Source organism: Brevundimonas bacteroides DSM 4726 (assembly GCF_000701445.1).
Taxonomy (GTDB): Bacteria; Pseudomonadota; Alphaproteobacteria; order Caulobacterales; family Caulobacteraceae; genus Brevundimonas; species Brevundimonas bacteroides.
On record NZ_JNIX01000008.1, the window covers coordinates 226413 to 250858 of the forward strand.

The window sequence follows — 24446 nt, forward strand, 5'->3', positions numbered from 1 at the left end:
GGTTCCTACTGGACGCTGGCGGCCACGACGGTCGCGCGCCAGGCCTTGGCCGGATCCAGATACCGCTGGGCGAGCGCCTGGAGGGTCGCGGGCGTCGCGGCCTCCAGGTCGGCGATGTGGCCGGTGATCTCGGCCACGGCCGCCGGGTCGGTGTCGACGTCGGACAGCTGGCTGATCCAGTACTCATTACCCGCCTGAGACCGACGCAGACGCTCGACCACCGGGGCTCGGGCGCGGTTCAGCTCGTCCTCGGTGATCGGCGTGTCTCGCAGCGAAGCGGCGATGGCATCCAGCTCGGTGAAGAAGGTCGCGCTATTCTCCGGAGTCACCTGGGCCGAGGCGAAGATGGACCCGTAGCCCTCGAACACATCCGACGACGACGACCCGACGACCGGCGAATAGCTGATGGCCAGCTCCTCGCGGATCCGCTCGGTGACGCGCAGATCCAGCACCGCCGACAACAGACCCAGCTGACGCGACTCGATCCGGTCGCCGATGGCGTCGGTGGTCGGCCAGGCGATGTAGGTCATGGCCTGCTCCGCCGGTCCCAGATGGGTCAGACGCACAGGCTCAGTCGTCCCGGCCGGGAAGCGCCGAACAAGGGCGTCCGCGCTGGGTGCCGGAGCCGCCGGACGCGCAGGCAAGGCCCCGAAGGTCGCTCCGACCGCGGCGATGGCGTCCGCCACCGTCACATCGCCCACCATGGTGATGTCGATCGGGCCCTGGCCGAGACCGGCAATGACGCCGGCCTTCAGCTGGTCGTTCGTCCAGCCGGCGATGTCCGACGGGTTGGGGAAGGACTGGCGCGCATCTCCCGAGGCCAGAAGGCCGGAGGACTGGATGGCGAAGGCGCCGGCCGGGGTCGCGGACTGCTGGGCCACGATCTGCGGGAACAGGGCCTTGATCTGCTCGAACGGCGCCGGGCGCAGGCCCGGATCGGTCAGATAGGCCGCCAGAACCTGCATCTGCAGGCCCAGGTCCGCAGGACGGGTCGCGCCGGACAGGCGATAGGCGTCGCCATCCAGAGCGAAGCCCGCCGAATAGATACGGCCGGACAGCACGCGGTTCAGCTCGTCCAGCGTCAGGCGGCCTAGGCCCCCCGCCGTGAACGTGAAGCCTGCCAGCGACTGCGGATCGGGTGTCGTGCTCGACAGCCCCAGCTCACCGAGGCCGGTTTCGACGCTGACGAGGATCTGCTCGTCGCGGAAGTCGGTCGGCTTGACCGTTAGCCTCGTCCCGTTCGGGAAGGTCACGACCGTCGCCCCGATCTCGGCGATCTCGCGCACCTCGGTAGGCTGGGCGGCCGCACCGAAGTTGGCATAGGGCCACTCGAGCGCCGCTGCCTCGGCGCGCGCGGTGACAGGCACAGCCTGGGATGCCTGCAGCATGGCAGTCACCGCCGCCTCGCCACCCTCGATGGGCTCAGGCGTGATCACCAGAACCAGCGGCCCCTCGCCCTGGAAAGCCTGTCGGACAGCAGCATTGACCGCCTCAGGCGTCAGACTGGCAACCGTGGCGTTAAAGATGTCGAGGCTGGTCTGCGGGTGGGCGAAGACCCGGTTGTCGTTGGTCGCTTGGAGCAGGCCGTTGACCAGCGCGGGCGTGGTCCGCGTGGCGGCGGCGGCTACGGCGTTCTCGAGCGCGGTGCGGTTGTCGGTGATCTCGCGCTGAAGCTCGGCCTGGGTCACGCCGAACTCGACCAGCCGCCGCGTCTCCTGCTCCATCGCCTCGATGGCGCGCTGAATTCCCCCCGGATTGAAGGTGGCGGAGACTGTGCCGATATCCAGGCTGTTAACGAGCGTCGAAGCCGAGCCGCTGGCGCCGATGAACGGCGGATTGTCGGTTCGCGCCAGCTCGCCGAAACGACGGTTCAGGACGGCGAGACCGAGGTTCCTCACGATCCGCGACTGACGCTCGCCGACGGTGTCCGGATCACGGTCCGGCGCGCGGGTCCAGTTGATCTGAACCGAGGACTGAATGCCCGACTCGACCAGCACGCGGGTCTCGGCTTGGCGCGGGGCGACGGTGCCCAGATCGGGCTCCGGGCCGTCCGGGGCGCTCGGCTCCCAGCTCTCGAAGGCCGCGCGGATCTTGCCTTCCATGACATCGACGTCGAAGTCGCCGACCGCCAGCATGGTCGCGCGGCTAGGACGGTAATAGGCCTCATAGAAGGCGACGAAGCGGTCGCGCGGCGCAGTGCGGATGATCTCCAGGTCGCCGATCGGGAAGCGGTTGGCCAGCCGCTGGCCGGGGGCCAGCAGGGCCAGCTGGGCCTTGGCGCTGCGCAACTGCGGCGTGTTGCGGGTCCGCTCCTCGCCGACGATGACGCCGCGCTCCTCATCGATGGCGTCCGGCGCCATGAGGGCCTCGGACACCTGCTCGCGCATGATCCGCAGCGCCGTGTCGACCGTCTCGTCGTTCGTGCGCGGCAGTTCCAGCTGGTAGAAGGTCTGGTCGAAGCCCGTCGCGGCGTTGGTGTCCGCGCCGAAGGCCAGACCCAGACGCTCGAGGATGCGCAGCAGCTCGTTCTCGGGGATGTTGGTCGTCCCGTTGAAGGCCATGTGCTCCATGAAGTGGGCCAGACCCAGCTGGGTCTCGTCCTCCATCAACGAGCCCGCGTCGATGCGCAGTCGAAGCGACGCCTGACCCGGCGGGGTGGCGTTCCTCAGGATCGCATAGCGCATGCCGTTCGGCATGGTGCCGAAGCGGACATTCGAGTCAGCGGGAATGTCGCTCGTCGTCTGCGGCCAGGGATCGGACGGGGCTTCCTGGGCCAGGGCGGGCATGGCGCTGGTGATCAGGGCAAGGCCCGAGGCGGCGGCGAGCAGCAGTCGGCGGGTCTTCAGCATGGTGGCTCCGGTCATGGGGACGAGACGAACACAGGGAGGACCAGACGGCCCCCCGCTTGGTCATCCCCGATCCTTACCGGCGCGTCATGAAGTGTAAAATGAACTTTACGTCAGGAATCGACGCGGAGACCGGCCGCATACCGCTTCCAGTTCTGCACATAGTGCTCGGCCGAGGCTTCCAGCGCCGCGATCTGGCCGGGCTCAAGCGTGCGCACCACCTTGCCCGGCTGGCCCATCACCAGCGATCCGTCCGGGATCACCTTGCCTTCGGTGATCAGGGCGTTGGCCCCGATCAGGCAGTTCTTCCCGATCACGGCCCGGCCCAGCACCACCGCACCGATGCCGATCAGAGTCCCGTCGCCGATCGTGCAGGAATGCAGCATCGCCATGTGCCCGACCGTCACGTTCGCCCCGATGATCAGGGGTTCGCCTGGATCGGAATGCAGCACGCTGCCGTCCTGGATGTTGGTGTTCTCGCCGATGACGATGGGATCGTTGTCTCCGCGCACGACCGCCCCGAACCAGATGCTGGCGCCCGACTTCAGCGTCACGTCGCCGATCACCGCGGCGTTTGGCGCGATCCAGTATTCGCCGTCGGCGGGAAGCTGCGGTTTCTTGTCCGCCAGCGAATAGACTGTCATCAAACCCTCATCTGAACTGGAAAGCTTTCGCGCTTTAAGCCTTCGTAAACCACGTTAGCATCAAGGTGCTGATGCGATTCGAGGCGGCCATTTCCGCCTCGGATCCGAAGCCGGATCAAGCCCGGTCCGGTCAGAGCCCAGGAGAGCGTGCGTGCCGCGTTCGGGTCTACGGCGCTTGTCTCCGCCGGATGTGGGATACATCTGCGACCCCGGACGTCGTTCCGTCGCCTTCCGCCACCTCCCCACCCTCGTTCGAGGCGATGCCATTCCGGCGTCGCCTTTTTTCATGCCTCGGAGACGGACATGACCAAGCGCGCGGCCCTCAAGCGTCAAGCTCGTGAAGCAGGGGCCTTCGACGGCCCCGATTATGGCGCTCACGACGCCAAGGTCCGGCGTTTGCCGGTTTCGCAAGGCCGCGGGTGGTCGCCCCATCCGTCCAACGACGACCGGGATCAGGCCTATCTGAAGACGCTGAAGCCCAAGTCCGAAGGCCAGGCCGCCCTGCTGAACGCCGTCGACACCCACAACCTGACGCTGGCGCTCGGACCGGCCGGCACCGGCAAGACCTATCTCGCCGTCGCCAAGGCGGTGGAGGCGCTGGAGGCCGGCAAGGTCGGCCGCATCGTGCTCTCCCGCCCCGCGGTCGAGGCCGGCGAGTCGATCGGCTTCCTGCCCGGCGCCATGGAGGACAAGCTCGCCCCCTATCTGCGCCCCCTCTACGACGCCCTGTCGGACCGGCTGTCGATGAAGCGGGTCGGCGCCCTGATGGCCGAGGGCCTGATCGAGATCGCCCCCATCGGCTACATGCGCGGCCGCACCCTGAACAACGCCTTCGTGGTGGTCGATGAGGCCCAGAACTGCACCTATGTGCAGCTGAAGATGCTGCTGACGCGGCTCGGCTGGCACTCGACGATGGTCGTCACCGGCGACCCGCACCAGTCCGACCTGCTGCCGGGCGTGTCTGGCCTGGCCGATATCGCGTCCAAGCTGGAGGCGGTTCCGGAGATCGCTGTGGTCCGCCTGGCGGAGCAGGACATCGTGCGTCACCCGCTGGTGGCCAGCATGATTGGGGTGCTCTGACCGCACTATCCTGAAGGGCAACAAGAAGCGGCCGATCGTTCGATCGGCCGCTTTGCTTTCGGGGAACGTCGAGTCCGCTACTGGACCGACTGACGCGGGGCCTGGGGATTGGCGGTCGAGCCGGTCGCGGCAGGCTGGAGGGGCTGAGGCCCGGTCGGGGCGGGCGGCGTCGCCCCCGTCGTGTTCGAGGCCGGGGTGCGGGCCGGTTGGCGCGCCGGTGCGCGGTTGGTCCGTTGTGGCTGGGTGCGGGTGGCCGGAGCGCGGTTGGCGGCCGGCTGGGCGGCCGGGGTCGTGGGGGCCTGCGCCGTCTGGGTCGCGGCCGGAGTGGTCGCACCCTGAGCGGTGGGAGCGGCGGTGGCCGGAGTCGTCGCAGCGGGCTCATCGGCCGAAGCGGCGGCGGCGCGGGCGGCCAGCTGCTGGGCCTGGAAGCGGCGAGCCAGCTTCTCGGTCAGCTCGCGGGCGGCGGCGGGGGGCATCTGGGCCATGATGGCCGACAGCGACCGGGGCCGCATGGCCGCCGCAATCGGCAGGCGCACGCTGTCCTCAAGCGTGGCGAAGACGGCGGCCGCCTCGCGCGGGCGCATGGCGGAATAGACGGCGACCAGGCGCGCGGTCTCGGCCTCCTCGCGCTCGTCGACCTGGCCCAGCAGGGCCTGGACCTCGGCCTTGATGGCGTTCAGCGCCGCGATCTTGGTGTCCAGCTTCTGCTCGGCCGCGACCATCAGGGGCAGGGTCGTGGCGAAGTCGGCGTCGCGGGCGTCGAGCTCGGTGCGGCGCGCCGACAGGGACTGGATGATGCGTAGCTCGGCCGGCGAAATCCCCGCCTGCTGGGCCAGCTGTTCAGGCGACAGGGCGCAGACGGCGGGGGCGGGACGCGCAGCAGCGGCAGGCGCGACCGCTTCGCCTGCGGTCTCTGCGGCCTCCTCGGCCCAGGCGACGGCGCCCTGGAACAGGTCAGGGCCTGCCCCGACGGCGCGCACGGCCACGACCCCGCCGATGGCGACGGCGATCAGGGGAAGCAGGCGTGGCAGTTTAGACATCGGCGGCTTTCAAAAACTCAGGCGGCGAACAGGTCATCGTCGGCCAGGCTAGCCTTGGCGCGGTTGAGGCTTTGCTTCGCAGACTGGTTAGCGGTCAGGGCGTGCAGGATGGCATCGACGTTGCCAGCGCCCGCAGCGGCGGGCGTCGTCGGCGACTTCAGGCCCTGGATGCGCTCGGCCAGCGCCGCCATGCGAAAGGCGCGATCGTCTGGGTTGGGGGTGGCCGTGCCAGCGGAGTTCTCCCTCCCCTTTATGGGGAGGGACGGCGAAGGCGAAGCCGGAGCCCGGGTGGGGATGGTCGGAGTGCCGATGCTGTCCGGAGTTTCCCCACCCCGGCTTTCGCTGCGCTCAAGCCGTCCCTCCCCATGAAGGGGAGGGAGAGGACGGTGCGCACCCCGCGCCACCAGTGCCTCGAGATCCGTCTTCAGAGCTCGCGCCTTGATGATCCGGTCGTGCAGCAGATCAGCTTCTTCACCAGACGCCCGCAGCGACGACAGGGCGTTCTCGGCGCGGGTGCAGGCCGCGTTCAGCTCTGTCACGGCACCGGCGAAGGCCAACTGTCCAGCCCGAAGCTGGCTCAGCTTCTTCTCCAGTCGCACGCCGTAACCCAGCGCCGCGACCAGCAACAGCATCAGCACCGCGTCCATGATCATGCCGGTCATGTCAGCGCCCTCCCTTGGTCAGCCGAGTGGCGGCTTCCGTGCTGATGGGCGCCTCCACGCGTACGGCGATATGCTGGCCCTTGCGGCCCATCCGGCCCGTGGTCACAGGGATCGGCCCGAGCCGCAGGGTGATCTCGGAATCCGGGGTCGCATTGAGCATGAGGGTGTCGCCGACTTTCAAGTCGAGCACCTTCGACAGCGGCAGAGACTGTTCGTCCAAAACGGCGCGGACCTCGGTCTCGGTCGTCCAGAGCTCGGTGGCCAGGTGTCCTTCCCAGATGTTGTCGCGGCCGAACTTCTCGCCCATGAACTGCTGCAGCAGCATCTTCCGGATAGGCTCAAGCGTGGCGTAGGGCAGCAGCAACTCGACCCGGCCGCCCCGGTCCTCCATGTCGATGCGCAGCTTGACCAGGATCGCCGCGTTGGCGGGCCGGGCGATGGCCGCGAAGCGGGGATTGGTCTCCAGCCGGTCCAGATTGAAGTGGACCGGCGTCAGGGGCTCGAACGCTGATCGCGCATCAGCCAGGATGACCTCGACCATTCGCTGGACCAGCACCCGCTCGATGGTGGTGTAGGGTCGGCCCTCGATCCGCAGCGCGGCGGTGCCCCGGCGACCGCCGAGCAGCACGTCGACGATGGAATAGATCAGGTTGGAATCGACCGTCAGCAGCCCGTAGTTGTCCAGTTCCTCGGCCCGGAAAACGGCCAGGATCGCCGGAAGCGGGATGGAGTTCAGGTAGTCGCCAAACCGGATCGAGGAGATGTTGTCGAGCGATACCTCGACGTTGTCGGACGTGAAGTTCCTGAGCGACGTCGTCATCAACCGCACGAGGCGGTCGAAGACGATCTCCAGCATCGGCAGGCGCTCATAGCTGACAAGCGCGGAGTTGATGATGGCGCGAATGCCGGTGCGTTCGGCGTCGTCGCCGTCGCCCAGGTCAAAGCCCAGCAGACTGTCGATCTCGTCCTGGTTCAGGACCCGTTCGTTGGCCGCGGCCGATCCGAAGCCCTCGCCCCCGAAAGCACTGGTCTCATCTTCGGCGAAGGCAGCGTCCGCCATCGGCTACTGCACCAGCATTTCTTCGATCAGCACGGCGTCGACCTGGCCGGGAGCGGCGATCAGATTGACCCGGCGCAGGATTTCCGCCCGCAGCTGATAACTTCCGGCGGAGCCGGCCAGGTCTTCGGGCCGAAGCTCGCGAAGGAAGCCCTGGAACATGTCCTGCATGCGCGGCAGCTCGCCCTGCAGCTGATGCGCCAGGTCCGCGTCATGCATCTCCAGCGTCAGGGTCAGCTTGAGAAATGTCGGTCGGCCATCGGGGGCCTGAATGTTCACCACCATGTCCGGCAGGGTGTAGAAGGTCACCCCGTCGGGGCCCTCGGCGATGGTGCCCAGCGACGGATCGGCCTCTGCGTCGCCGCCGCCTCCGTGGTCCCCGCCGCCCTTCTTCTCGCCGTGGTCGCCGCCCTTCTTCTCGGCTCCGTGATCGCCGCCCTTCTCTTCGCCGTGGCCTTCCTCGGCGGCGGCGGGCTTGGGCGCGAATAGGAAGAAGTAGGCCCCGGCGCCACCTCCGCCGAGCACGAGCAGGGCGACGGGCGCGATGATAAACAGCAGCGGGATTTTCTTCTTCTTGGGCGCCTCCTCGCCCTCGACCTCGGCGCCGTGAGCGACGGCGAGGTCCGTCGCCCCGTCTTTCGGCGGCTTGTCCTTCTTCTTGCCCAGCTTGAGCATGCGGTTCTCGCGCCCCGGAATATCCCAAGGCTCAAGGTCGCCCGACTTGGTTAACGCGAGGTGTAGAACCGGCAGGTTTTGCCGGGCGCCGGCGCCCGGAATCCGGTCGAAATCCAGGCCCGGCGGGCATTAACCCTGTTGGCACGACCGTTGCGAGGGTGGAGCCGAAGGAGCCTGCCCCTCGTGGAAAACGCCGCCTACATCGGATTGTCGCGTCAGATGACGCTGAGGCGCGAGCTCGATATCGCCGCCAACAACATCGCCAACGCCGACACCACCGGCTTCAAGGTCGAGCAGCTGCTGCTGGGGGCCGAGGTCGGCAACCGCGCCAGGAACGACGCCATCCGGCCCGGCGCCAGCTTCGTGTTGGACAACGGCGTGGGCCGTGACTTCTCGCAGGGCTCGCTGGAACAGACGGGCCGGGCGCTGGATTTCGCCATCGAGGGCGAAGGCGTCTTCTTCCGCATCGAGGACGCGGGTGGCGAGGCCTATACTCGCGACGGAGCCTTCACCCTCAGCCCCGAAGGCGTGCTGGTGACCAAGGCCGGGCGTCCGGTGCTGGGCGACGGCGGGCCGATCACGATCGACCCCGCGCAGGGCGCGATCACCGTCAGCGACGACGGCACGATCAGCCAGGCAGGCATCGTTATCGGCACCCTTGGCCTAGCCCGTTTCGAGGACCTCGGCGTTCTGTCCAAGGACGGCGACGGCCTCTATCGCAACGCCTCCAACGCCGCCCCGATCGAAGCCGCCGGAGCGCAGGTCCGCCAGGGGCTGCTGGAGGGATCCAACGTCAACCCCCTGATCGAGATCACCAATCTGATCGAGATCAGCCGCGCCTACGAACGCGCGACCAAGATGGTCGAAAACGTCCAGGAACTGTCCCGCCGCTCGGTCGAGCGGCTGGGGCGGTCGAGCTAAGGAGACCCTAGATGCGTGCTCTAAGAACCGCAGCCTCGGGCATGGCCGCCCAGCAGCTGAACGTGGAGGTCATCTCCAACAACATCGCGAACATGAACACGGTCGGCTACAAGCGTCAGCGCGCCGAGTTCCAGGACCTGATGTACCAGAACGTCGAGCGCATGGGGGCCCAATCCTCCAGCCAGGGGACGGTCGTGCCGACGGGCATCCAGGTCGGTCTCGGCGTCAAGGCCGGCAGCGTCTACCGCATCACCGAGCAGGGCACGCCCCAGCGGACGGACAACCGTTACGACCTCGCCGTCGACGGGCGCGGCTACTTCCAGATCACCCTGCCTTCGGGCGAGATCGGCTACACCCGCGCGGGCAACTTCTCGCTGAACGGCGAAGGACAACTGGTGACCGAGGACGGCTATGCCGTCGAACCGGCCATCACCATCCCGCAGGACGCCATCGACGTCTCGATCTCCAAGACCGGCCAGGTGCAGGTGGTGTCTCAAGGGTCACCCGAGGCCCAGGTTGTCGGCCAGCTGGAGCTGGCGGTGTTCTTCAACGAGGCGGGGCTTGAGGCCATAGGCGACAACCTGCTGCTGGAGACTGCCGCGTCCGGTCCGGCCACGGTTGGCACGCCCGGCGAGAACGGGTTCGGCCAGATGCTGCAGGGCTACACCGAGGCCTCAAACGTCGACGCCGTCAGCGAAATCAGCGCCCTGATCATCGCCCAGCGCGCCTATGAGATGAACTCCAAGGTCATCACCACAGCCGACGAGATGATGAGCGTCTCCGCCCAGGTGAAGAGCTAGGCCATGAAAGCCCTGACCCTCGTCGCCGCTCTCGCACTGATCGCCGGCCCCGCCCTGGCCGGCCCCGTGACCCTGCGCGCCAACCCCGTCGACGACGACGGCCGGGTGACGCTGGGCGACATCTTCGAGGGCGCGGGCGCGGCTTCCGGCGTCGTCGTGGCCATCCGCGCCGGGCCGTCCGTGGTGTTCGAGGCGGGCCAGCTTCAGGCCTTGGCAGCCCGCTCGGGCCTGCAATGGGCCAACCCGATGAACCTGCGCCGGGTGGTGGTCAGAAACGCAGCGCTGGCTCCCGGCGCGCGGGTCCCGACCACGACGACCGCCACCGCCACCCGTCCCGCCGCCACGGCGGGGGCTGCGGTGTCGGTCCTGACCTATGCCCGCAATCTCTCCGCTGGTGATGTGATCCAGCCCGAGGACGTGGTCTGGACCGACGTCCAGGCCCATCTGGCCGCTTCCGGCGGACCCAGCGACGCCGAGCAGGTGATCGGCCTGTCCGCCCGCCGCGCCCTTCGCGCCGGGGCCGTGGTCGGCGCGCGCGACCTCGCCGCGCCCCAGGTCATCGCCAGAAACGATACCGTCGAGGTCGCCTTCGTGGCCGGCGGCGTGACCCTGACCGTCACGGGCCGGGCCACACGCAACGCCGCCGTGGGCGAGCCTGTCACCATCACCAACCTGACCTCGGGTCGCACCATCGAGGCCGTTGCCACCGGACCCGGCCAGGCCGTCGCCGGACCACAGGCTCAGTTGGCCCGCGCCAACGCCGCCCAATACGCCCTTCGCTGAGGAACCCCAGTCATGCGTAACCCCATCCTCGCCGCCCTCGCCCTGACCGGCCTGACGCTCGGCGCCTGCTCCACCGCCATCGAAACAGTGCGTGGCCCGGAGCTGGCCCCCATCGGCTATCCCGCCCAGCTGGTGCCGGTGAGCCAAGCCTATCAGGAGCCGCCCCAGCCGCGCTCGGCCAGCGCCAACTCCCTGTGGCGGACGGGGGCCCGCGCCTTCTTCGGCGATCAGCGCGCGCGCAATGTCGGAGATATCCTGACCGTCTCGATCCGCATCGACGACCGGGCGCAGACGAACAACACCACGACGCGCAGCCGCTCCAACGACATCACCGGCGGGGTGACCAACTTCTTCGGTCTGGAGAACAGCCTGGGCCGCGCCTTCCCCGGCGGTTTCGATCCGCAGAACCTGGTCGGCGTCGAGGGCTCGTCCAACGCCAACGGTACGGGCTCGGTCAGCAGGTCCGAGCGCGTCGACCTGACCATCGCGGCGGTCGTCACCGACATCCTGTCAAACGGCAATCTGGTGATCCAGGGTCGGCAGGAAGTGCGCACCAACCGCGAGGTGCGCGAGCTGACCGTCGCCGGCATCGTGCGGCCCGAGGATATCTCCTCCGCCAACACCATCGCCCATACCCAGATCGCCGAAGCCCGCATCAGCTATGGCGGCCGGGGCGACATCAGCCGCGTCCAGGCGACGCCGGCGGCCCAGAGCCTGGTGGAGCGGTTCAGTCCGTTTTAGTGGCGCTACCGCTCGACGCGCGGCGTCTCGCTGCTTGAGCGCGGGTTTGGGCCCTACCGCTCGGTTCGCGGAGCCTCGCTACTTGAGCGCGGGAAGCTTCGCCGTGAACCGTTAACGCGGAGCGACGTTTGACGACCAGATCGAAGGTTCTGGCATGTTCAAGGTTCTCGTCCCCGCCGCCGCCGCTCTCGGACTGATCGCCTTCGCGGCTCAGTCGCAAGGCGCCGCGTCCGAACCCCGGATGACCCAGCCGGTCATGAGCTGGACGCTCCATCACGACGGCGAGTTCGCCAAACTGGCCTATGGCGTGCCCAACTCCGACCAGCTCGCCATCATGGTCGCCTGCCAGCCCGGCGACCGGACGGCGTCCGTCTATGGCGACGTACGGCTGGAGACGGCTCAGGTCGTGCAGGCCAGCTATGGCGCTCAGCCCCTCGATCCTCTGTCGGGCGGCCTTGCAGAGGAGACCCGCATCGCGGTCAACGATCCCAGCCTGACCGGGCTCGCCGAGCGCGGCCGCCTGACGGTCGAGGGCGACGCCGGGCGCTTCACCCTGGCGGCCGATCCAGAAGAACGTCGCCTCGTGCGCGATTTTCTGGCCTATTGCGGAGCGGAACGCGCCTGAGGCGCGCGGCTGCGGGCGACATGCATGAGCATCCTGGCGACGGCGTTCGCTCTGCTGGCGCTGCAGCCCGGCTGGACCTGGACCCTCTACGAGGGCGAAGGCCCGCTGGTGCTGGCGCATGAAATCCCTGACACACCGCAACTCCGAGCCGTTCTGGAGTGCGAGCCCGGAGCCGGCGTCGCGCGCCTTGACCTGTACGGCGGCGGCGCGGCAGGCGGTATCGCGACCCTGGCCAGCGGCGGCACGACCGCACAGACCGAGAGCGTCGGCGTCGCCGATCATCGCAGCCTGGCCATGCGCGCCGACCACCCTGTCTTCGGTCAGTTCGTGCTGACCGGGCAACTGGCGGTCACCGTTGCCAACAGGTCGCAGGTGGTCGAGGTCGACGCCGCCCACCTTGTCAAGCTGCGCCGCTTCGCCGAGCTTTGCGGCGGCTGATTTGGGGAATGCAGGGATGGGCAGGGTCTGGATCCCGGTCGTGGCTCTCGCGGGGCTGACAGCCGCTTGCGCCAGCGTCGAGCCCGCGGTGGCCCCTGCGCCGATCTCCGCCTCCGCGCCTGCTCCCACGCCAGGCTATGACTGGTTCTTCAGCGAAGATCAGGGGGCGGCGCGTCTGGCCTACGGCGTCGAGGCCTCTGATGATCTGAAGCTGGGCCTCGATTGCGAGGCGGGATCCGGCAAGGTCGATCTGGTCGCGCTCGGGAAGACAGGATCGTCGGAAATCCATCTGGAATCCGGCGGCGACACCGAACGATTCCAGGCCGAAGGCGAGCCGTCCCAGCTTCACGACGGCGACCTGCTGACCGCCACCGCTGATCTCGACACGCCGGTGCTGCAGCGGTTCCGCCGCCTGGGCTGGATCGCCCAGTGGGTAGATGGCGAACGCGCCGCCTACGTCCCGCAGCCGGGCTCAGAGACCAACGTCGAGCGGTTCTTCGCTTTCTGCGACTAGGCCAGACCCAGCGCGGCCCGCGCCTTCTTCGTCAACTTCGCGGCGATGATGCCGTGGGCGATGGCCAGATGCTCGGCCAGGTCGTCGTCCGGCCAGTCGTCGATCCGTTCAAGGTTCACCCACTTCGCGCGCGCGAGATACGGCGCGGGCCGCGCGCGACCGCTCTCGGTCAGAACCTCATAGGCGATGTCGGAGACCTTGAACGAGATCCCGCCCATCTCTCCGACCATGGCGAACATCTTGCCGCCGATGCGGTAGGCGTCGTGATGGTCGCCGAACGGATGATCCAGCGTCGCGCCCGGCAGGGCCAGGCAGACCTTGCCCACCCCCGCCCGATCCACCTTTAGGCGTCCACGCCGACGCCGATCGGGCAGGTCACGCCGGTGCCGCCGATGCCGCAGTAGCCATTCGGGTTCTTGGCCAGATAGCCCTGATGATAGTCCTCGGCGAAATAGTATGGGCCAGCAGGCGCGATCTCGGTCGTGATCTGGCCCCGCCCGGCCTTGCTCAGCGCCGCCTGATAGGCGCCGCGCGAGGCCTCGGCCTCCCGGCGCTGTTCGTCCGTCAGATAGTAGATGGCCGAGCGGTAGGTGCTGCCCACGTCATTGCCCTGGCGCATGCCCTGGGTGGGGTCGTGGTTCTCCCAGAAGGCCTTCAGCAGCTCGGCGTAGGTGATCTCCTTCGGATTGAAGACCACCTGCACGACCTCTGTGTGCCCCGTCAGGCCGGTGCAGGTCTCCTCATAGGTCGGATTGGGCGTGATGCCGCCGGAATAACCGACCGAGGTCACCCACACGCCGGGCAGCTGCCAGAAGATCCGCTCCACGCCCCAGAAACAGCCCATGCCGAAAATCGCGGTCTGGAATCCTTCCGGATGCGGCCCCTTCAGCGGGCGGCCGCTCACGAAGTGGACCTCGTCGGTGTGCAGCGGCGTCGCGCGACCCGGCAGGGCGGTTTCGGCGGTGGGCAGGATGGTTTTCTGGCTCAGCATGGAAGCGATCCGGGAGAGAAGGGACATGGCCGCCATATGGGCGGTGCGGCTCATCTTCGCCAGCGCGGCGCTTGCCGTTACCGCCCGCCTGTTCTATCAGCCTGCCCTCCCCGGATCGACCGTCCGGGGTCTCGCCCGCGCGGTGAAACGGACAGGTGGCGGAGTGGTCGATCGCGCACGCTTGGAAAGCGTGTGTAGGTGAAAGCCTACCGAGGGTTCGAATCCCTCTCTGTCCGCCACCGTCGCCCGGCATCGCTCAGTCCAATCGCATCGCCGAGCGCGAGCAGAGATCAGACAGGGGAGACGGCCCCCGTCCGGCAGCGAGTGCGCGGAACAGGGCGACCCGTCTGATCTGGACCCTCGCTAATTCAGAACCGGTAGGCGACGCCAACTCTCAGATTGGCCCCGGGCAAGGGCGCGATGTCCTTCAGGAAGCTGACGTGCTCACGCGCCTCGGTGTCGGTGATGTTCCGAGCCTCGGCGAACACGGTCACCCCCTGATCGGTGAACGGCCGCCAGGCGCCGGACAGGTTGATCATGGTGTAGCTGTCGCTCGGCAGCTCGAACGCGGCCACCTCGTCCTGCTCGGCGACATGGCGGACCTCCAGACCCAGGTCCAGCGGACCCGAGCCGTAGTTGACGCGGCCGGTGACGGACAGCGGCGGGATGCGCGAGGCAGGGCCGAGGTCCGTGTCTGCGTCGACATAGTCGATCGCGCCTTCAAGCGTCACGGCTCGGTCGCCCTCGGACCAGACGTCATAGGCGATCTCCGCCTCGAAGCCGCGGAAGTCGGCGTCGGTCTGCAGGTAGGCGAAGACCGGGAACTCCTCGACCTCTCCGTCGTGCGTTTCCTCGAAGGTCAGACCGGTGTCGCGCAGGTCGATGAAGCCGTCGTAGCGCGAGGCATAGACATGTAGATCGCCGCGCAGTCGGCCGCCGTCATAGTGCAGCGTGCCTTCCAGCGTGGTGACCGACTCGCTGTCCAGATCGACGTCGCCGACCTCATAGACGCCGGTGGCGATATGCACGCCGTCAGCGAACAGCTCGGTCTCGGACGGCGCGCGCTCATTCCTCGCCAGGCTCAGGCCCAGGAACAGGTTCTCGGACGGGCGCAGGAAGACGGCGGCCGAAGCCGACCAGTTGTCGTACTCCCGCTCCAGTTCCGTCGTCCCGCCGATCGGGGTGGCCGAGACGGTGCGGCGGTCGTAGCGCAGACCGCCCTCGAAGCCGTAGCCGTCGCGATCCCAGCGCTGGACCGCATAGACGCCGGCCTCGTCCGTCGTGCTGCCGGGGATGTAGGCCTCGTCACCGATGGCCGAGAGGTCGCGCGAAAGAGCCTGGACGCCGATAGCACCGTTCCAGCCGTTCTGATCCCGCTGGATCAGGTCGGCGCGGGCTTCCCAGCCGTCGGATTCAAACACCGTGCCGGGCTCGCCGACGTCCTCGAACTCGGTGTGGGTGTAGTCGGCCTGGCCAAAGGCGCCGCGCAGCGCCCGGAACGGACCGGTGTCGAAGCGCAGTTCGCCCCGCGCGTCGAAGCGCTGCTGCTCCAGCTCGATGAACACGCCTTCCTCGGCCACGACGCCATAGGCGCTGTCGGTCTCCTTGTAGGAGACGCCCGCGAAGCCCCGGTCGCCGATGAACGAGCCGCCGACGCCCCACGCGTCCAGTTCGGAGAAGCTGCCCGGCACCACGCCCGTATTCTCGCGGGTGATCCCCTCGGCTTCTGCCAGGTTGCGGGAGATCGGCGAGGACGGGATGTCGTAGTCGTCGGCCTCCTTGGTCACCGCGTCGAGGTGCAGGACGAAGTTGCCCAGCGCGATGTCGGCCCGCCCGCCGAAGGACGACCCTTCGTCCACGCTCGAGCCCTGGGCGACCACCAGGCCGTCGACGCCGCCCTCGGGCAGGGCGTCGGGAATCCGGCCGTCCAGAACGTTGACCACGCCGCCGATGGCCGAACCGCCATAGACCAGCGTCGAGGGGCCACGCACGATCTCGATGCGGGTGGCTTCGGCCGGATCGGCCGCGACCTGGTGATCGGGCGACACCGAGGAGGCGTCGATCAGGCCGATCCCATTGGTCAGGACCTGAACGCGCGGCCCGGTCAGGCCGCGGATCACCGGACGAGTCGCGCCGGGGGCGAAGGAACTCGACCGCAGGCCGGGCGTGCCCGCCAGCAGGTCGCCCAGAGTGGCTGCCGGGGCCGTGGCCAAGGCCTCCTCATCGATCACCGTCGTGGCGATGACCGAGGCGCTCTGGCTGATGCCGAACGGCGCGCCGGTGACGATGATGTCGTCCAGCTCCGTCGCCGGATCCTGAACTGACTGGGCGGCGGCCGGCGTCGCCAGCAGCAGGGCGGCCGCCGAGGCCATCATCAGGGAACGGGTGGAGAGAGCGCGCGGAAACGACATACGGGACCATCCAGCAGGTATGTTATGAAATAACGTATGACCTGATGAACGGCCTCGTCGTCAAGTCCGCCTGCGTGAAATCTCGGTAAGGCGTTTCGAACTCGATGCGCGCGTGCTGGCCCCCTCAGGGCGCGTGGGCGCGGATGAACTCGTCGGCGGCGTCCTCGATGTGCGTCTTCAGCCGTTCCGGTTCGATTGGCGGCAGCCCGAAGGAGGCGCGCAAATGCGCCTCGCCCTTCACCCCGCCCAGGTAGCGCCAGGCGGCCCCGTCGGGGTCTCGCACATTCAATCGACCTCGGACTGTCTCGGCTCTCAACCACGCGGCGAAGCGGTTCTTCAGCGTCAGCACCGCCGTCTCGTAGAACAGCTCGGCCATGCGCGGCGCACGCGCCGTCTCGGCGACCAGGACGCGGTTCATCTGCATCGCCTTTTCGCCGGTCACCAGATCGAGGAAACGCGTGGCCAGGACGATCAGCGTGTCGCGCACGGACTGATTGGGGTCCGGCGAGAAACTGTCGAGCGACACGGCCCGCTCGCACTCCTGCCTCAGCACAGCGGCGAACAGGGCGTCCTTGTCGGCGTAGCGCGCGTAGATCGTCGCCTTGGACACCCCTGCCCGCTGGGCCACGGCATCCAGGCTGACCGCCTCATAGCCATGCTCCATGAACAGGTCGCCCGCCGCCAGCAGGATGGCCTCATCCTTGGCCGTGTCGCGCGGCCGGCCGCGCTTCAGGATGGGTTCGGCGAGCGTCATCGCACCGTCACTTGACATACTGAACCGATCAGTATTGTTATTCGAACAGTACCCCAGCTTACCCCCACGCGCCAGTCCCGGCGCAACCCCGACCACGGATCACAGGATTCCGAGGATGAGATCTGTCGCGCTCAAAATGCTGCTGGGCGACAGCGCCAAGTACCTGGCGCTGGTGTTCGGGGTGGCCTTCGCCACCCTGTTGATGAGCCAGCAGGTCTCGATCTTCATCGGCCTGATGACCCGCACCGCCAACCAGGTGCTGGATGTCCGCGAGGCCGACATCTGGGTCATGGACCCCCGGGTCCGCTACGTCGACGAGGTCGAGCCTCTGCCGGATGCCGCGCTGGGCCGGGTGCGATCGGTGGAAGGGGTCGAATGGGCCGCGCCGCTGTTCAAGGGCAACGCCATCTTCCGCACCCGGGACGGCCTGATCAACCAGATCAACATCCTGGGCGTCGACGACGAGACCCTAGTCGGCGCCCCGCGCACCTGGCTGGCGGGCGATCTGGAGGCGCTGCGCCAACCCAACAGCATCGTCTTCGACAAGGAGGGGGCGACCTTGATCTGGCCGGACGACGACCCCCTGTCCAAGGTCGGGACTGAGGCCGAGATCAACGACCGCCGCGTGGTCGTGACCGGCATCGCCAACACGGCGCCGTCCTTCATCACCTTCCCGCTGGCCTACGCCCGCTATTCCGAGGCGATCCGCTTCACCCCGCCCCAGCGGAACAAGATGTCCTTCGTCCTTGTCCGCGCTCGCGACGGGGTCGATCACGAGGCGCTGGCCGAACGCATTGAGACGCAGACCGGCTATCAGGCCCTGACCTGGGACAGCTTCGCCTGGCGGTCGGTGCAGTACTATCTGACCCGCACGGGCATTCCGGTGAACTTCGGCATCACGGTGATGCTGGGCTTCATCGTCGGGGCGGCGGTGACGGCCCAGACCTTCTATCTCTTCGTCATCGAGAACCTGCGCCAGTTCGGGGCGCTGAAGGCCATCGGCGCGACCAACGGCCAGATCACCGGCATGGTCCTGCTGCAGGCCGGCGTGGTCGGGCTGATCGGCTATGGGCTCGGCATGGGGGGGGCCGCCGCCTTCTTCACCTTCGTGCGGGGCACAGCCGCGCTGGAAGGCTTCTATCTTCCCTGGCAGGTGCTGGTCGGCACCGGCGTGGTCGTCTTCCTCATCATCCTGATCTCGGTGCTGGGCAGCCTGACCAAGGTGTTCCGCGTCGATCCCGCCATCGTGTTCCGGGGCTGATCGCCATGAGCGCCGTCATCGCCCGCGACATCGAAATGGCCTTCGGCTCCAACGGCCTGAAGACCCAGGTCCTGTTCGACATCGACCTGGAGATCGCGTCCGGAGAGCTGACCATGCTGGTCGGCCCGTCGGGCTGCGGCAAGACCACCCTGCTGTCGATTCTGTCGGGCACGCTCAAGCCCACCGGCGGCGACGTGGAGGTGATGGGCAACGTCATCACCCGGATGAAGGACTCTGAAAAGGTCATCCTGCGTCGCCGCTGCATCGGCTTCATCTTCCAGCAGTACAACCTCCTGCCCGCCCTGACGGCGGCCGAGAATGCGGCCATGGCCCTGGTCGCCGACGGCATGCCGCTGAAGCAGGCGGCGGAGAAAGCCCGCGCCGTGCTCGAGACGCTCGGCATGGGGCCGCACGCCGACAAGCTGCCGCGCATGCTGTCGGGCGGCCAGCAGCAGAGGGTCGCCATCGCCCGCGCCATCGTCCACGAGCCCGACCTGGTGGTCTGCGACGAGCCGACGGCGGCGCTGGACGCCGAGACCGGTCGCCAGGTCATGGAGCTGCTCAAGGAGGCCGCCGCCGGACCCGGCCGCGCCGTCCTGGTCGTGACCCACGACAACCGCATCTACCGCTACGCCGACCGGATCGTCGCCATGGAAGACGGCCGGATCGTCGGAGACAGCCGCCTTGGAACACTCCCGGAGGGACTCCATGCCCACTAATCTTCGCCAACGGATTTCGCGCCTTGTCCTGCCCGTGCTCGCGGGCGGATGCCTGGTCTTCGCCGTCGCCGCCGTGATCCGGCCCGAGCGCACCCGCGCCGACCCACCTGCTGCGCCGCCCAGCGCCGCGTCCGCCTCGGCCGTGGCCGGTATCGGAACAATCGAGCCCCAGTCCGAGCTGATCGCCGTCGCCGCCGAGGTTCCCGGCGTGGTCCGCAGCGTCCTGGTTCAGCCCGGCGACCGGGTGACCCAGGGCCAGCCGCTGTTCCGCCTCGACGCCCGCGCTGCGGAAGCCGCCGTGGCCACCGCGCTCGCCGACGCGGCCTCCGCCGAAGCCGCCGCGCGGCAGGCCGAGGTGGCGCTGGCCGACGAGCGCCAGCGGCTGTCGCTGTTCGAGGCGGTCGACGACCCGCGCGCCCTGTCCGGCGACGAGCTGGAACGCCGCCGCTTCGCCGTCCGCCGGGCCGAGGCCGCAGCGGCCCAGGCCCGCGCCAGCGCCGCCGCCGCCCGCGCCCAGGCCCAGGCCCGCCGCGTCGATCTGGAGCGTCTGACGGTCGCGGCCCCCATCGCCGGGCGCATCTTCCGCGTCGATGTCCGGCCCGGCGAATATGCCCCCGCCGGCGCAGCGTCTCAGCCCCTGGTCGCCATGGGCGAGGACGCCCGCCTGCACGTCCGCGCCGAGTTCGACGAGGCCGACGCCGCGCGCCTGACCCGCTCGGGCCGGGCCTACGGGACCCTGCGTGGCCAGGCCAACCGCCGCATCCCCCTGACGCTGGTCCGCATCGAGCCACAGGTGGTCGAAAAGCGCGCCCTGTCCGGCGGCTCCGAACGTGTGGACACCCGGGTGGTGGAGGCGATCTACAGCTTCGATCCCGCCGCCGCGCCCGCCTATCTGGGTCAGCGCATGGACGTCTTCGTCGAGGCCGCGCCCTCGCCGACGCAGGCCTCCGCTCCGACGACGGAGCCCGCGCGATGATCCGCCAGGCCCTGCTGATCACCACAGCGGGCGTGCTGCTGTCGGCCTGCGCGACCGACCTCACGCCGCCGTCGTCCGCCGTCGCCGCGCCGGTCGCCTGGGACGTCGCCGCCCTGCCCTCGGCCGATCCCGCGACCGACCGCTGGTGGACGGCCATCGGCGACCCGGTGCTGGACGACATCGTCGAACAGGCGGGCGAGGCGTCCGACGTGCGCATTGCCGAGGCCCGCCTGTTCGAGGCCCGCGCCCGGCTCGGCTCGGCCCGCGCCGCGCTGCGTCCGGAAATCGGCGGACAGGGTAGCGCCGAGCGGGAGTCGGTGGACGACCTCGACCAGGACACCTTCCAGGCCTTGGTCTCCTTTAGCCTGAACCCGGATCTCAACGGCGCCGTCCGCACGCGCGCCGAGGCCGAGCGTCTGCGCGCCGAGGCCGAGGCTGCGCGAGTCGAGGCCGCCCGCCTGACCGCCCGCTCGACCGCTGTTCAGCTCTACGCCGCCTACCGCGAGGCCCAGGCCCGCGCCGCCGCCGGAGACCTCGCCGTCCGCGCCCTGGAAGAGTCCCTGTCGCTCGCTGACACGCGCGAGCGCGCAGGGTTGACGTCCGGGCTGGATGCGGCGTCGGCCCGCGCCGTGTTGGCCTCCGCCCGCGCCCGGCCCATCGCCGCACGTCAGGCCGCCGAGGAGGCCCGTCTTGGTCTGGAGGCCCTGCTCGGCCTGAACCCCGGCGCCCTGGCCCAGGCCCTCTCCCAGCCGATTCCGGACGCGCTGGAGACCCCCACCGTCCACGCCCTGTCCGCCCCCGCCGCCGTCCTCGCCCGCCGCCCGGATCTGCGCGCCGCCGAGCTGCAGCTGTGGGCCGCCGGGGCCGACGCCCGGGCCGCGCGGCGCGACTTCTGGCCGACGCTCTCGCTGAGCGCCGCGCTCGGTGGTCAGGAGCTGGATCCCGAGACCCCCTTCACCGCATCCGGCTTTCTCAGCCAGATCGCCGGCGGCCTGACCGCGCCCCTGTTCAGCTTCGGCCGGCTGGAGAGCGCCCGCGACGCCGCCGACGCCCGCCGGACCCAAGCCGAGATCGCCTATCGCCAGGCCGCCGTCGACGCCCTGTCCGAGGTCGAGGCCGCGCTCGTCGCCCTCGCCTCGGCCGAAGCCCGCGCCGCGACCCTCGCCGACGCCGTCGCCGCCGCCGACGACCAGACCCGGCTGGCCAACCAGCGCTACCGAGGCGGCGTCTCGCCCTTCCTGGAGGTGCTGACCGCCCAGCGCGCGGCCGCCGACGCCCGCGCCGATGAGGCCTCCGCGCGCGGAGACGCCCTCACTGCCTACGCCCGGCTGAATGCGGCCGCAGGCCTCGGCGGGATGCCGGGCTGACATCCGGGGCGGTTCTGCTAGAAGCCGCCCCCATGAGCGCCCCGCAGAAGACCCCCGCAGAACTCGCCGTCGAATGGGGTCTGGCCCCCAATGAGTATCAGGTCATCCTGGACCGGCTGGGCCGCGAGCCCAATCCGGTGGAGTTGGGCGTCTTCTCGGTCATGTGGTCCGAGCACTGCTCCTACAAGTCCTCCAAGATCCACCTGTCGAAGTTCCCGACCAAGGGGCCGCGCGTTATCTGCGGGCCGGGCGAGAACGCCGGCGTCATCGACATCGACGACGGCGACGCCTGCATCTTCAAGATGGAGAGCCACAACCACCCCTCCTTCATCGAGCCCTACCAGGGCGCGGCGACCGGGGTCGGCGGTATCATGCGCGACGTGTTCACCATGGGCGCGCGCCCAGTCGCCCTGCTGAACGCCCTGCGCTTCGGCGACGTCGAGCACGAGAAGACCAAACGTCTGGTCAAGGGCGTGGTGTCCGGCATCGGCGGCTACGGCAACTGCGTCGGCGTGCCGACCGTCGCGGGCGAGACCAACTTCCACCGGGGCTACAACGGCAATATTCTGGTCAACGCCATGTGCGTGGGCCTGGCCCGGGCTGACAGCATCTTCTACTCGGCCGCGCCGGGCGCGGGCATGTCGGTGGTCTATTTCGGCTCCAAGACCGGCCGCGACGGCATCCACGGCGCGACCATGTCCTCGGCCGAGTTCGACGACGAATCCGAGGCCAAGCGCCCCACCGTCCAGGTCGGCGACCCCTTCGCCGAGAAGCTGCTGATCGAGGCGACGCTGGAGCTGATGGCGTCCGGGGCCGTCGCCGCCATCCAGGACATGGGCGCGGCGGGCCTGACCTCGTCGTCCGTCGAAATGGCGGGCAAGGGCGGCGTCGGCATCGAGCTGGACATGGACAAGGTGCCCCAGCGCGAAGAGGGCATGACCGCCTATGAGATGATGCTGTCCGAGAGCCAGGAGCGGATGCTGGCGGTTCTCAAGCCCGGTCGCGAGGAGGACGGCTATCGCATCTTCCAGAAGTGGGGCCTGGACGCCGCCGTCATCGGCCGCACCACCGACACCGGCCGTCTGGTGCTGAACCACCACGGCGAGGTCGTCTGCGACGTGCCGCTCACGCCCCTGTTCGACGACGCACCGCTGTACGACCGGCCCTGGGTCCAGCCTGAGTTGCACCCCCGCCTGAATCCCGCCGAGGTGCCCGCGCCCGAGGTCTGGGAGGACGCGGTGCTGAAGGTCCTGACCTGCCCCGACATGGCCTCCAAGCGCTGGATCTGGGAGCAGTACGACCGCCACGTCATGGCCGACACTCTGCAGGACTCGGCCACCGGCGCCGATGCGGGCGTGGTGCGGGTCCACGGCACCGACAAGGGCCTGGCGATGACCTCGGACGTCACGCCCCGCTACGTCCAGAACGACCCCTATGAGGGCGGCAAGCAGGCGGTGGCTGAGGCCTGGCGCAACCTGACGGCCGTGGGCGCCCGACCCATCGCCATCACCGACAACCTGAACTTCGGCAATCCGCAGCGGCCCGAGATCATGGGCCAGATCGTGCGCGCTATAGACGGCATGGCCGAGGCCTGCCGCGCGCTCGACTTCCCGGTCGTGAGCGGAAACGTGTCTCTCTATAACGAGACCAACGGCGTCGCCATTCCGCCCACCCCGACCGTCGGGGGTGTCGGCCTTCTGCCCAACTACGACGTGGTCGCCGGCTTCTCGACCATGGCCGAGGGCGACACGCTGGTCCTGATCGGCGAGACGGTCGGAGAGCTCGGCGCCTCCATCTATCTGCGCGAGGTGCTGGGCCGCGAGGACGGCGCCCCGCCGCCCGTCGACCTGGCGCTGGAAAAGAAGACCGGCGACTTCGTGCGCGCCGAGATCGAGGCCGGTCGCCTGACCTGCGTCCACGACCTGTCCGACGGCGGCCTGATCGGGGCGGCGGCCGACATGGCGCTGGCCTCGGACACCGGCGTGGTGCTGGACGCCACCAGCGCGACCCATGCGCACATCCTCCTGTTCGGCGAGGACCAGGCCCGCTACCTCGTCGCTGTTCCGGATGCGGAGGCTCTGATCGTGGCGGCGCGCGCGGCGGGGCTGCACGCCTCGGTCGTCGGCCATGCCAAGGGCGACGCCTTCGCCTCGAAGGACCTGTTCAGCATCCCGCTGAAGCATCTGCGCGAGATTCACGAAGGATGGATGCCCCGATGGATCGAAGGCTGATCGCCCTCACCACGCTGTCGCTGGGCCTGGCGCTGGCCGCCTGCGAGGGCGGCGGCGATCCGGTCCAGCAGGCCATGCGCGACGCCGCGACCGCCAACCAGAACGCCGCCTATGCCGAAAAGGCCGCCGACCCCCACGCGGGCCACGGCGACGCAGGCACGCCCTCGACCGGCGACGCGGCCTTCGCCGAGGTCGAGACGGAGATGCATCAGCGCATGGGCCAGGCTTCGGGCGCGACGGTCGACGAGGCCTACGTCGCCAAGATGATCGAGCACCATCGCGGCGCCGTCGCCATGGCCGAAGTGGCGCTGGCCCAGTCGCAGGACCCCGAGATCCGCCGCATGGCCCAGGCCGTCGTCGACGCCCAGACGCGCGAGATCGCCGAGATGCAGACATGGAAACCGGCCGCCCGCTGACGCGAACGGCCGGTCTTCAGCACGAACCGAGCTTTAGTTGTTCTCGGTGATGTAGAGCCGCGAGTTGCCCGCTTGGCCAACAGCCCCCACCCAGATGTCGTAGGTGCCGCTCGGCGGGTTGCCCCAACGCAGGATGGGGTTGAGCCCCTCGGAGTCGTCGACACAGTACCATTCACCATCCGGGCCATTGATGACCAGGCTGGTGTCGTACTCGCCATCGACCCCGAAGGTCAGCGGCCAGCCGCCGGCTTCATAGGTGAACTCGAAGTCCGGCGCGTCAGCGATCATGCCGACGCACTGGCCACCGATCGCATCGTAGGCGTCGATCCCGCCGCCCGAGTAGATATCAACAGTGATCGGATCGGGCGTGAAGCCGGCGCTGCGGCTGATTTCGCCGTAGGTCGCCGTGGCGCTCATGTCCTGCGCCGTCGCGGCCGAAGCCACGGCAGTCAACGCCAGAGCGCAAACCATGGAAAGAACGCGCATCTGGCGTC

25 protein-coding genes and 1 tRNA gene are annotated in these 24446 nt (G+C 68.9%); 15 read left to right on the forward strand and 11 right to left on the reverse strand.

Going from position 1 to position 24446, the window contains the following annotated elements:
• Nucleotides 1-5: 5 nt before the first annotated feature.
• Both Q333_RS0105975 and Q333_RS0105980 read right to left on the reverse strand, forming a co-directional pair.
• Nucleotides 6-2849 carry a M16 family metallopeptidase gene (locus Q333_RS0105975; protein ID WP_029415835.1) on the reverse strand — a complete coding sequence of 948 codons (2844 nt, stop codon included), beginning with the start codon at nt 2847-2849 and terminating at the stop codon, nt 6-8.
• A 110-nt stretch (nt 2850-2959) separates the two neighbouring features.
• The gene (locus Q333_RS0105980; protein WP_029415836.1) at nt 2960-3490 is read right to left on the reverse strand and encodes a gamma carbonic anhydrase family protein; all 531 of its coding nucleotides are present in this window, start codon (nt 3488-3490) and stop codon (nt 2960-2962) included.
• A gap of 303 nt (nt 3491-3793) precedes the next feature.
• Here Q333_RS0105980 and Q333_RS0105985 point away from each other — a divergent pair, with 303 nt between their 5' ends.
• Nucleotides 3794-4570 (forward strand): PhoH family protein, encoded by a 777-nt coding sequence (locus tag Q333_RS0105985; protein WP_029415837.1) that lies wholly within the window; start codon nt 3794-3796, stop codon nt 4568-4570.
• 77 nt (nt 4571-4647) lie between these two features.
• On the opposite strand, the gene Q333_RS0105990 is transcribed toward Q333_RS0105985, so the two are convergent.
• Genes Q333_RS0105990 through Q333_RS0106005 form a run of 4 tightly spaced genes read right to left on the reverse strand, consistent with a single transcriptional unit; the run spans nt 4648 to nt 8004 of the window.
• Nucleotides 4648-5610, reverse strand: a complete 963-nt coding sequence (locus Q333_RS0105990) for a MotE family protein (protein ID WP_029415838.1) — start codon at nt 5608-5610, stop codon at nt 4648-4650.
• Nucleotides 5611-5627: 17 nt separating this feature from the next.
• On the reverse strand, nt 5628-6272 hold the full coding sequence (locus Q333_RS0105995) for a DUF6468 domain-containing protein (RefSeq protein ID WP_029415839.1): 645 nt from the start codon (nt 6270-6272) through the stop codon (nt 5628-5630).
• Between the two features lies 1 nt (nt 6273).
• On the reverse strand, nt 6274-7332 hold the full coding sequence (fliM, locus tag Q333_RS0106000) for a flagellar motor switch protein FliM (RefSeq protein WP_029415840.1): 1059 nt from the start codon (nt 7330-7332) through the stop codon (nt 6274-6276).
• A gap of 3 nt (nt 7333-7335) precedes the next feature.
• Nucleotides 7336-8004 (reverse strand): flagellar basal body-associated FliL family protein, encoded by a 669-nt coding sequence (locus Q333_RS0106005; RefSeq protein WP_029415841.1) that lies wholly within the window; start codon nt 8002-8004, stop codon nt 7336-7338.
• Between the two features lie 183 nt (nt 8005-8187).
• Here Q333_RS0106005 and flgF point away from each other — a divergent pair, with 183 nt between their 5' ends.
• The 7 genes from flgF (at nt 8188) to Q333_RS0106040 (ending at nt 12826) form a co-directional block, all read left to right on the forward strand.
• Nucleotides 8188-8925, forward strand: coding sequence for a flagellar basal-body rod protein FlgF (gene flgF, locus Q333_RS0106010; RefSeq protein WP_029415842.1), 738 nt, complete (start codon nt 8188-8190; stop codon nt 8923-8925).
• Between the two features lie 11 nt (nt 8926-8936).
• A complete protein-coding gene (flgG, locus tag Q333_RS0106015; RefSeq protein ID WP_029415843.1) occupies nt 8937-9725 on the forward strand; it encodes a flagellar basal-body rod protein FlgG in 789 nt (262 codons plus the stop codon).
• A gap of 3 nt (nt 9726-9728) precedes the next feature.
• Complete coding sequence (flgA, locus tag Q333_RS0106020) at nt 9729-10508, forward strand: flagellar basal body P-ring formation chaperone FlgA (RefSeq protein ID WP_029415844.1); 780 nt, start codon at nt 9729-9731, stop codon at nt 10506-10508.
• Between the two features lie 12 nt (nt 10509-10520).
• The gene (gene flgH, locus Q333_RS0106025) at nt 10521-11249 is read left to right on the forward strand and encodes a flagellar basal body L-ring protein FlgH (protein WP_029415845.1); all 729 of its coding nucleotides are present in this window, start codon (nt 10521-10523) and stop codon (nt 11247-11249) included.
• A 154-nt stretch (nt 11250-11403) separates the two neighbouring features.
• Nucleotides 11404-11874: a hypothetical protein gene (locus tag Q333_RS0106030; RefSeq protein ID WP_029415846.1), complete on the forward strand. Its 471-nt coding sequence runs from the start codon at nt 11404-11406 to the stop codon at nt 11872-11874.
• Between the two features lie 24 nt (nt 11875-11898).
• Nucleotides 11899-12312 (forward strand): hypothetical protein, encoded by a 414-nt coding sequence (locus Q333_RS0106035; RefSeq protein ID WP_029415847.1) that lies wholly within the window; start codon nt 11899-11901, stop codon nt 12310-12312.
• Between the two features lie 16 nt (nt 12313-12328).
• Nucleotides 12329-12826, forward strand: coding sequence for a hypothetical protein (locus Q333_RS0106040; RefSeq protein ID WP_029415848.1), 498 nt, complete (start codon nt 12329-12331; stop codon nt 12824-12826).
• Here Q333_RS0106040 and Q333_RS0106045 read toward each other — a convergent pair.
• Both Q333_RS0106045 and msrA read right to left on the reverse strand, forming a co-directional pair.
• Nucleotides 12823-13152: an MmcQ/YjbR family DNA-binding protein gene (locus Q333_RS0106045; protein ID WP_245591491.1), complete on the reverse strand. Its 330-nt coding sequence runs from the start codon at nt 13150-13152 to the stop codon at nt 12823-12825. The genes Q333_RS0106040 and Q333_RS0106045 overlap by 4 nt on opposite strands.
• A gap of 17 nt (nt 13153-13169) precedes the next feature.
• Entirely contained in the window at nt 13170-13817 is a 648-nt protein-coding gene (gene msrA, locus Q333_RS0106050) for a peptide-methionine (S)-S-oxide reductase MsrA (protein ID WP_029415850.1), read from the reverse strand.
• 149 nt (nt 13818-13966) lie between these two features.
• On the opposite strand from msrA, the gene Q333_RS0106055 reads away from it, so the two are divergent.
• A tRNA-Ser gene (locus tag Q333_RS0106055) sits at nt 13967-14056 on the forward strand.
• 129 nt (nt 14057-14185) lie between these two features.
• On the opposite strand, the gene Q333_RS0106060 is transcribed toward Q333_RS0106055, so the two are convergent.
• Together Q333_RS0106060 and Q333_RS0106065 are read right to left on the reverse strand one after the other, a co-directional pair.
• Nucleotides 14186-16228 carry a TonB-dependent receptor gene (locus tag Q333_RS0106060; protein WP_029415851.1) on the reverse strand — a complete coding sequence of 681 codons (2043 nt, stop codon included), beginning with the start codon at nt 16226-16228 and terminating at the stop codon, nt 14186-14188.
• A gap of 124 nt (nt 16229-16352) precedes the next feature.
• Nucleotides 16353-16982 (reverse strand): TetR/AcrR family transcriptional regulator, encoded by a 630-nt coding sequence (locus Q333_RS0106065; RefSeq protein ID WP_029415852.1) that lies wholly within the window; start codon nt 16980-16982, stop codon nt 16353-16355.
• Nucleotides 16983-17097: 115 nt separating this feature from the next.
• Here Q333_RS0106065 and Q333_RS0106070 point away from each other — a divergent pair, with 115 nt between their 5' ends.
• Genes Q333_RS0106070 through Q333_RS0106095 form a run of 6 tightly spaced genes read left to right on the forward strand, consistent with a single transcriptional unit; the run spans nt 17098 to nt 23952 of the window.
• Nucleotides 17098-18243: an ABC transporter permease gene (locus Q333_RS0106070; RefSeq protein WP_029415853.1), complete on the forward strand. Its 1146-nt coding sequence runs from the start codon at nt 17098-17100 to the stop codon at nt 18241-18243.
• A gap of 5 nt (nt 18244-18248) precedes the next feature.
• The gene (locus Q333_RS0106075) at nt 18249-18962 is read left to right on the forward strand and encodes an ABC transporter ATP-binding protein (protein ID WP_051651152.1); all 714 of its coding nucleotides are present in this window, start codon (nt 18249-18251) and stop codon (nt 18960-18962) included.
• A complete protein-coding gene (locus Q333_RS0106080) occupies nt 18952-19938 on the forward strand; it encodes an efflux RND transporter periplasmic adaptor subunit (RefSeq protein WP_035293852.1) in 987 nt (328 codons plus the stop codon). Before Q333_RS0106075 ends, Q333_RS0106080 begins: the two co-directional genes overlap by 11 nt.
• Nucleotides 19935-21305, forward strand: a complete 1371-nt coding sequence (locus tag Q333_RS0106085) for an efflux transporter outer membrane subunit (protein WP_029415856.1) — start codon at nt 19935-19937, stop codon at nt 21303-21305. The genes Q333_RS0106080 and Q333_RS0106085 overlap by 4 nt, the downstream gene beginning before the upstream one ends.
• A 32-nt stretch (nt 21306-21337) precedes the next feature.
• Nucleotides 21338-23536, forward strand: a complete 2199-nt coding sequence (gene purL, locus Q333_RS0106090) for a phosphoribosylformylglycinamidine synthase subunit PurL (RefSeq protein ID WP_029415857.1) — start codon at nt 21338-21340, stop codon at nt 23534-23536.
• Nucleotides 23521-23952 carry a DUF305 domain-containing protein gene (locus tag Q333_RS0106095; protein ID WP_035293855.1) on the forward strand — a complete coding sequence of 144 codons (432 nt, stop codon included), beginning with the start codon at nt 23521-23523 and terminating at the stop codon, nt 23950-23952. Before purL ends, Q333_RS0106095 begins: the two co-directional genes overlap by 16 nt.
• A 33-nt stretch (nt 23953-23985) precedes the next feature.
• Here Q333_RS0106095 and Q333_RS0106100 read toward each other — a convergent pair whose 3' ends face one another.
• On the reverse strand, nt 23986-24438 hold the full coding sequence (locus Q333_RS0106100; RefSeq protein ID WP_029415859.1) for a hypothetical protein: 453 nt from the start codon (nt 24436-24438) through the stop codon (nt 23986-23988).
• Nucleotides 24439-24446 lie beyond the last annotated feature (8 nt).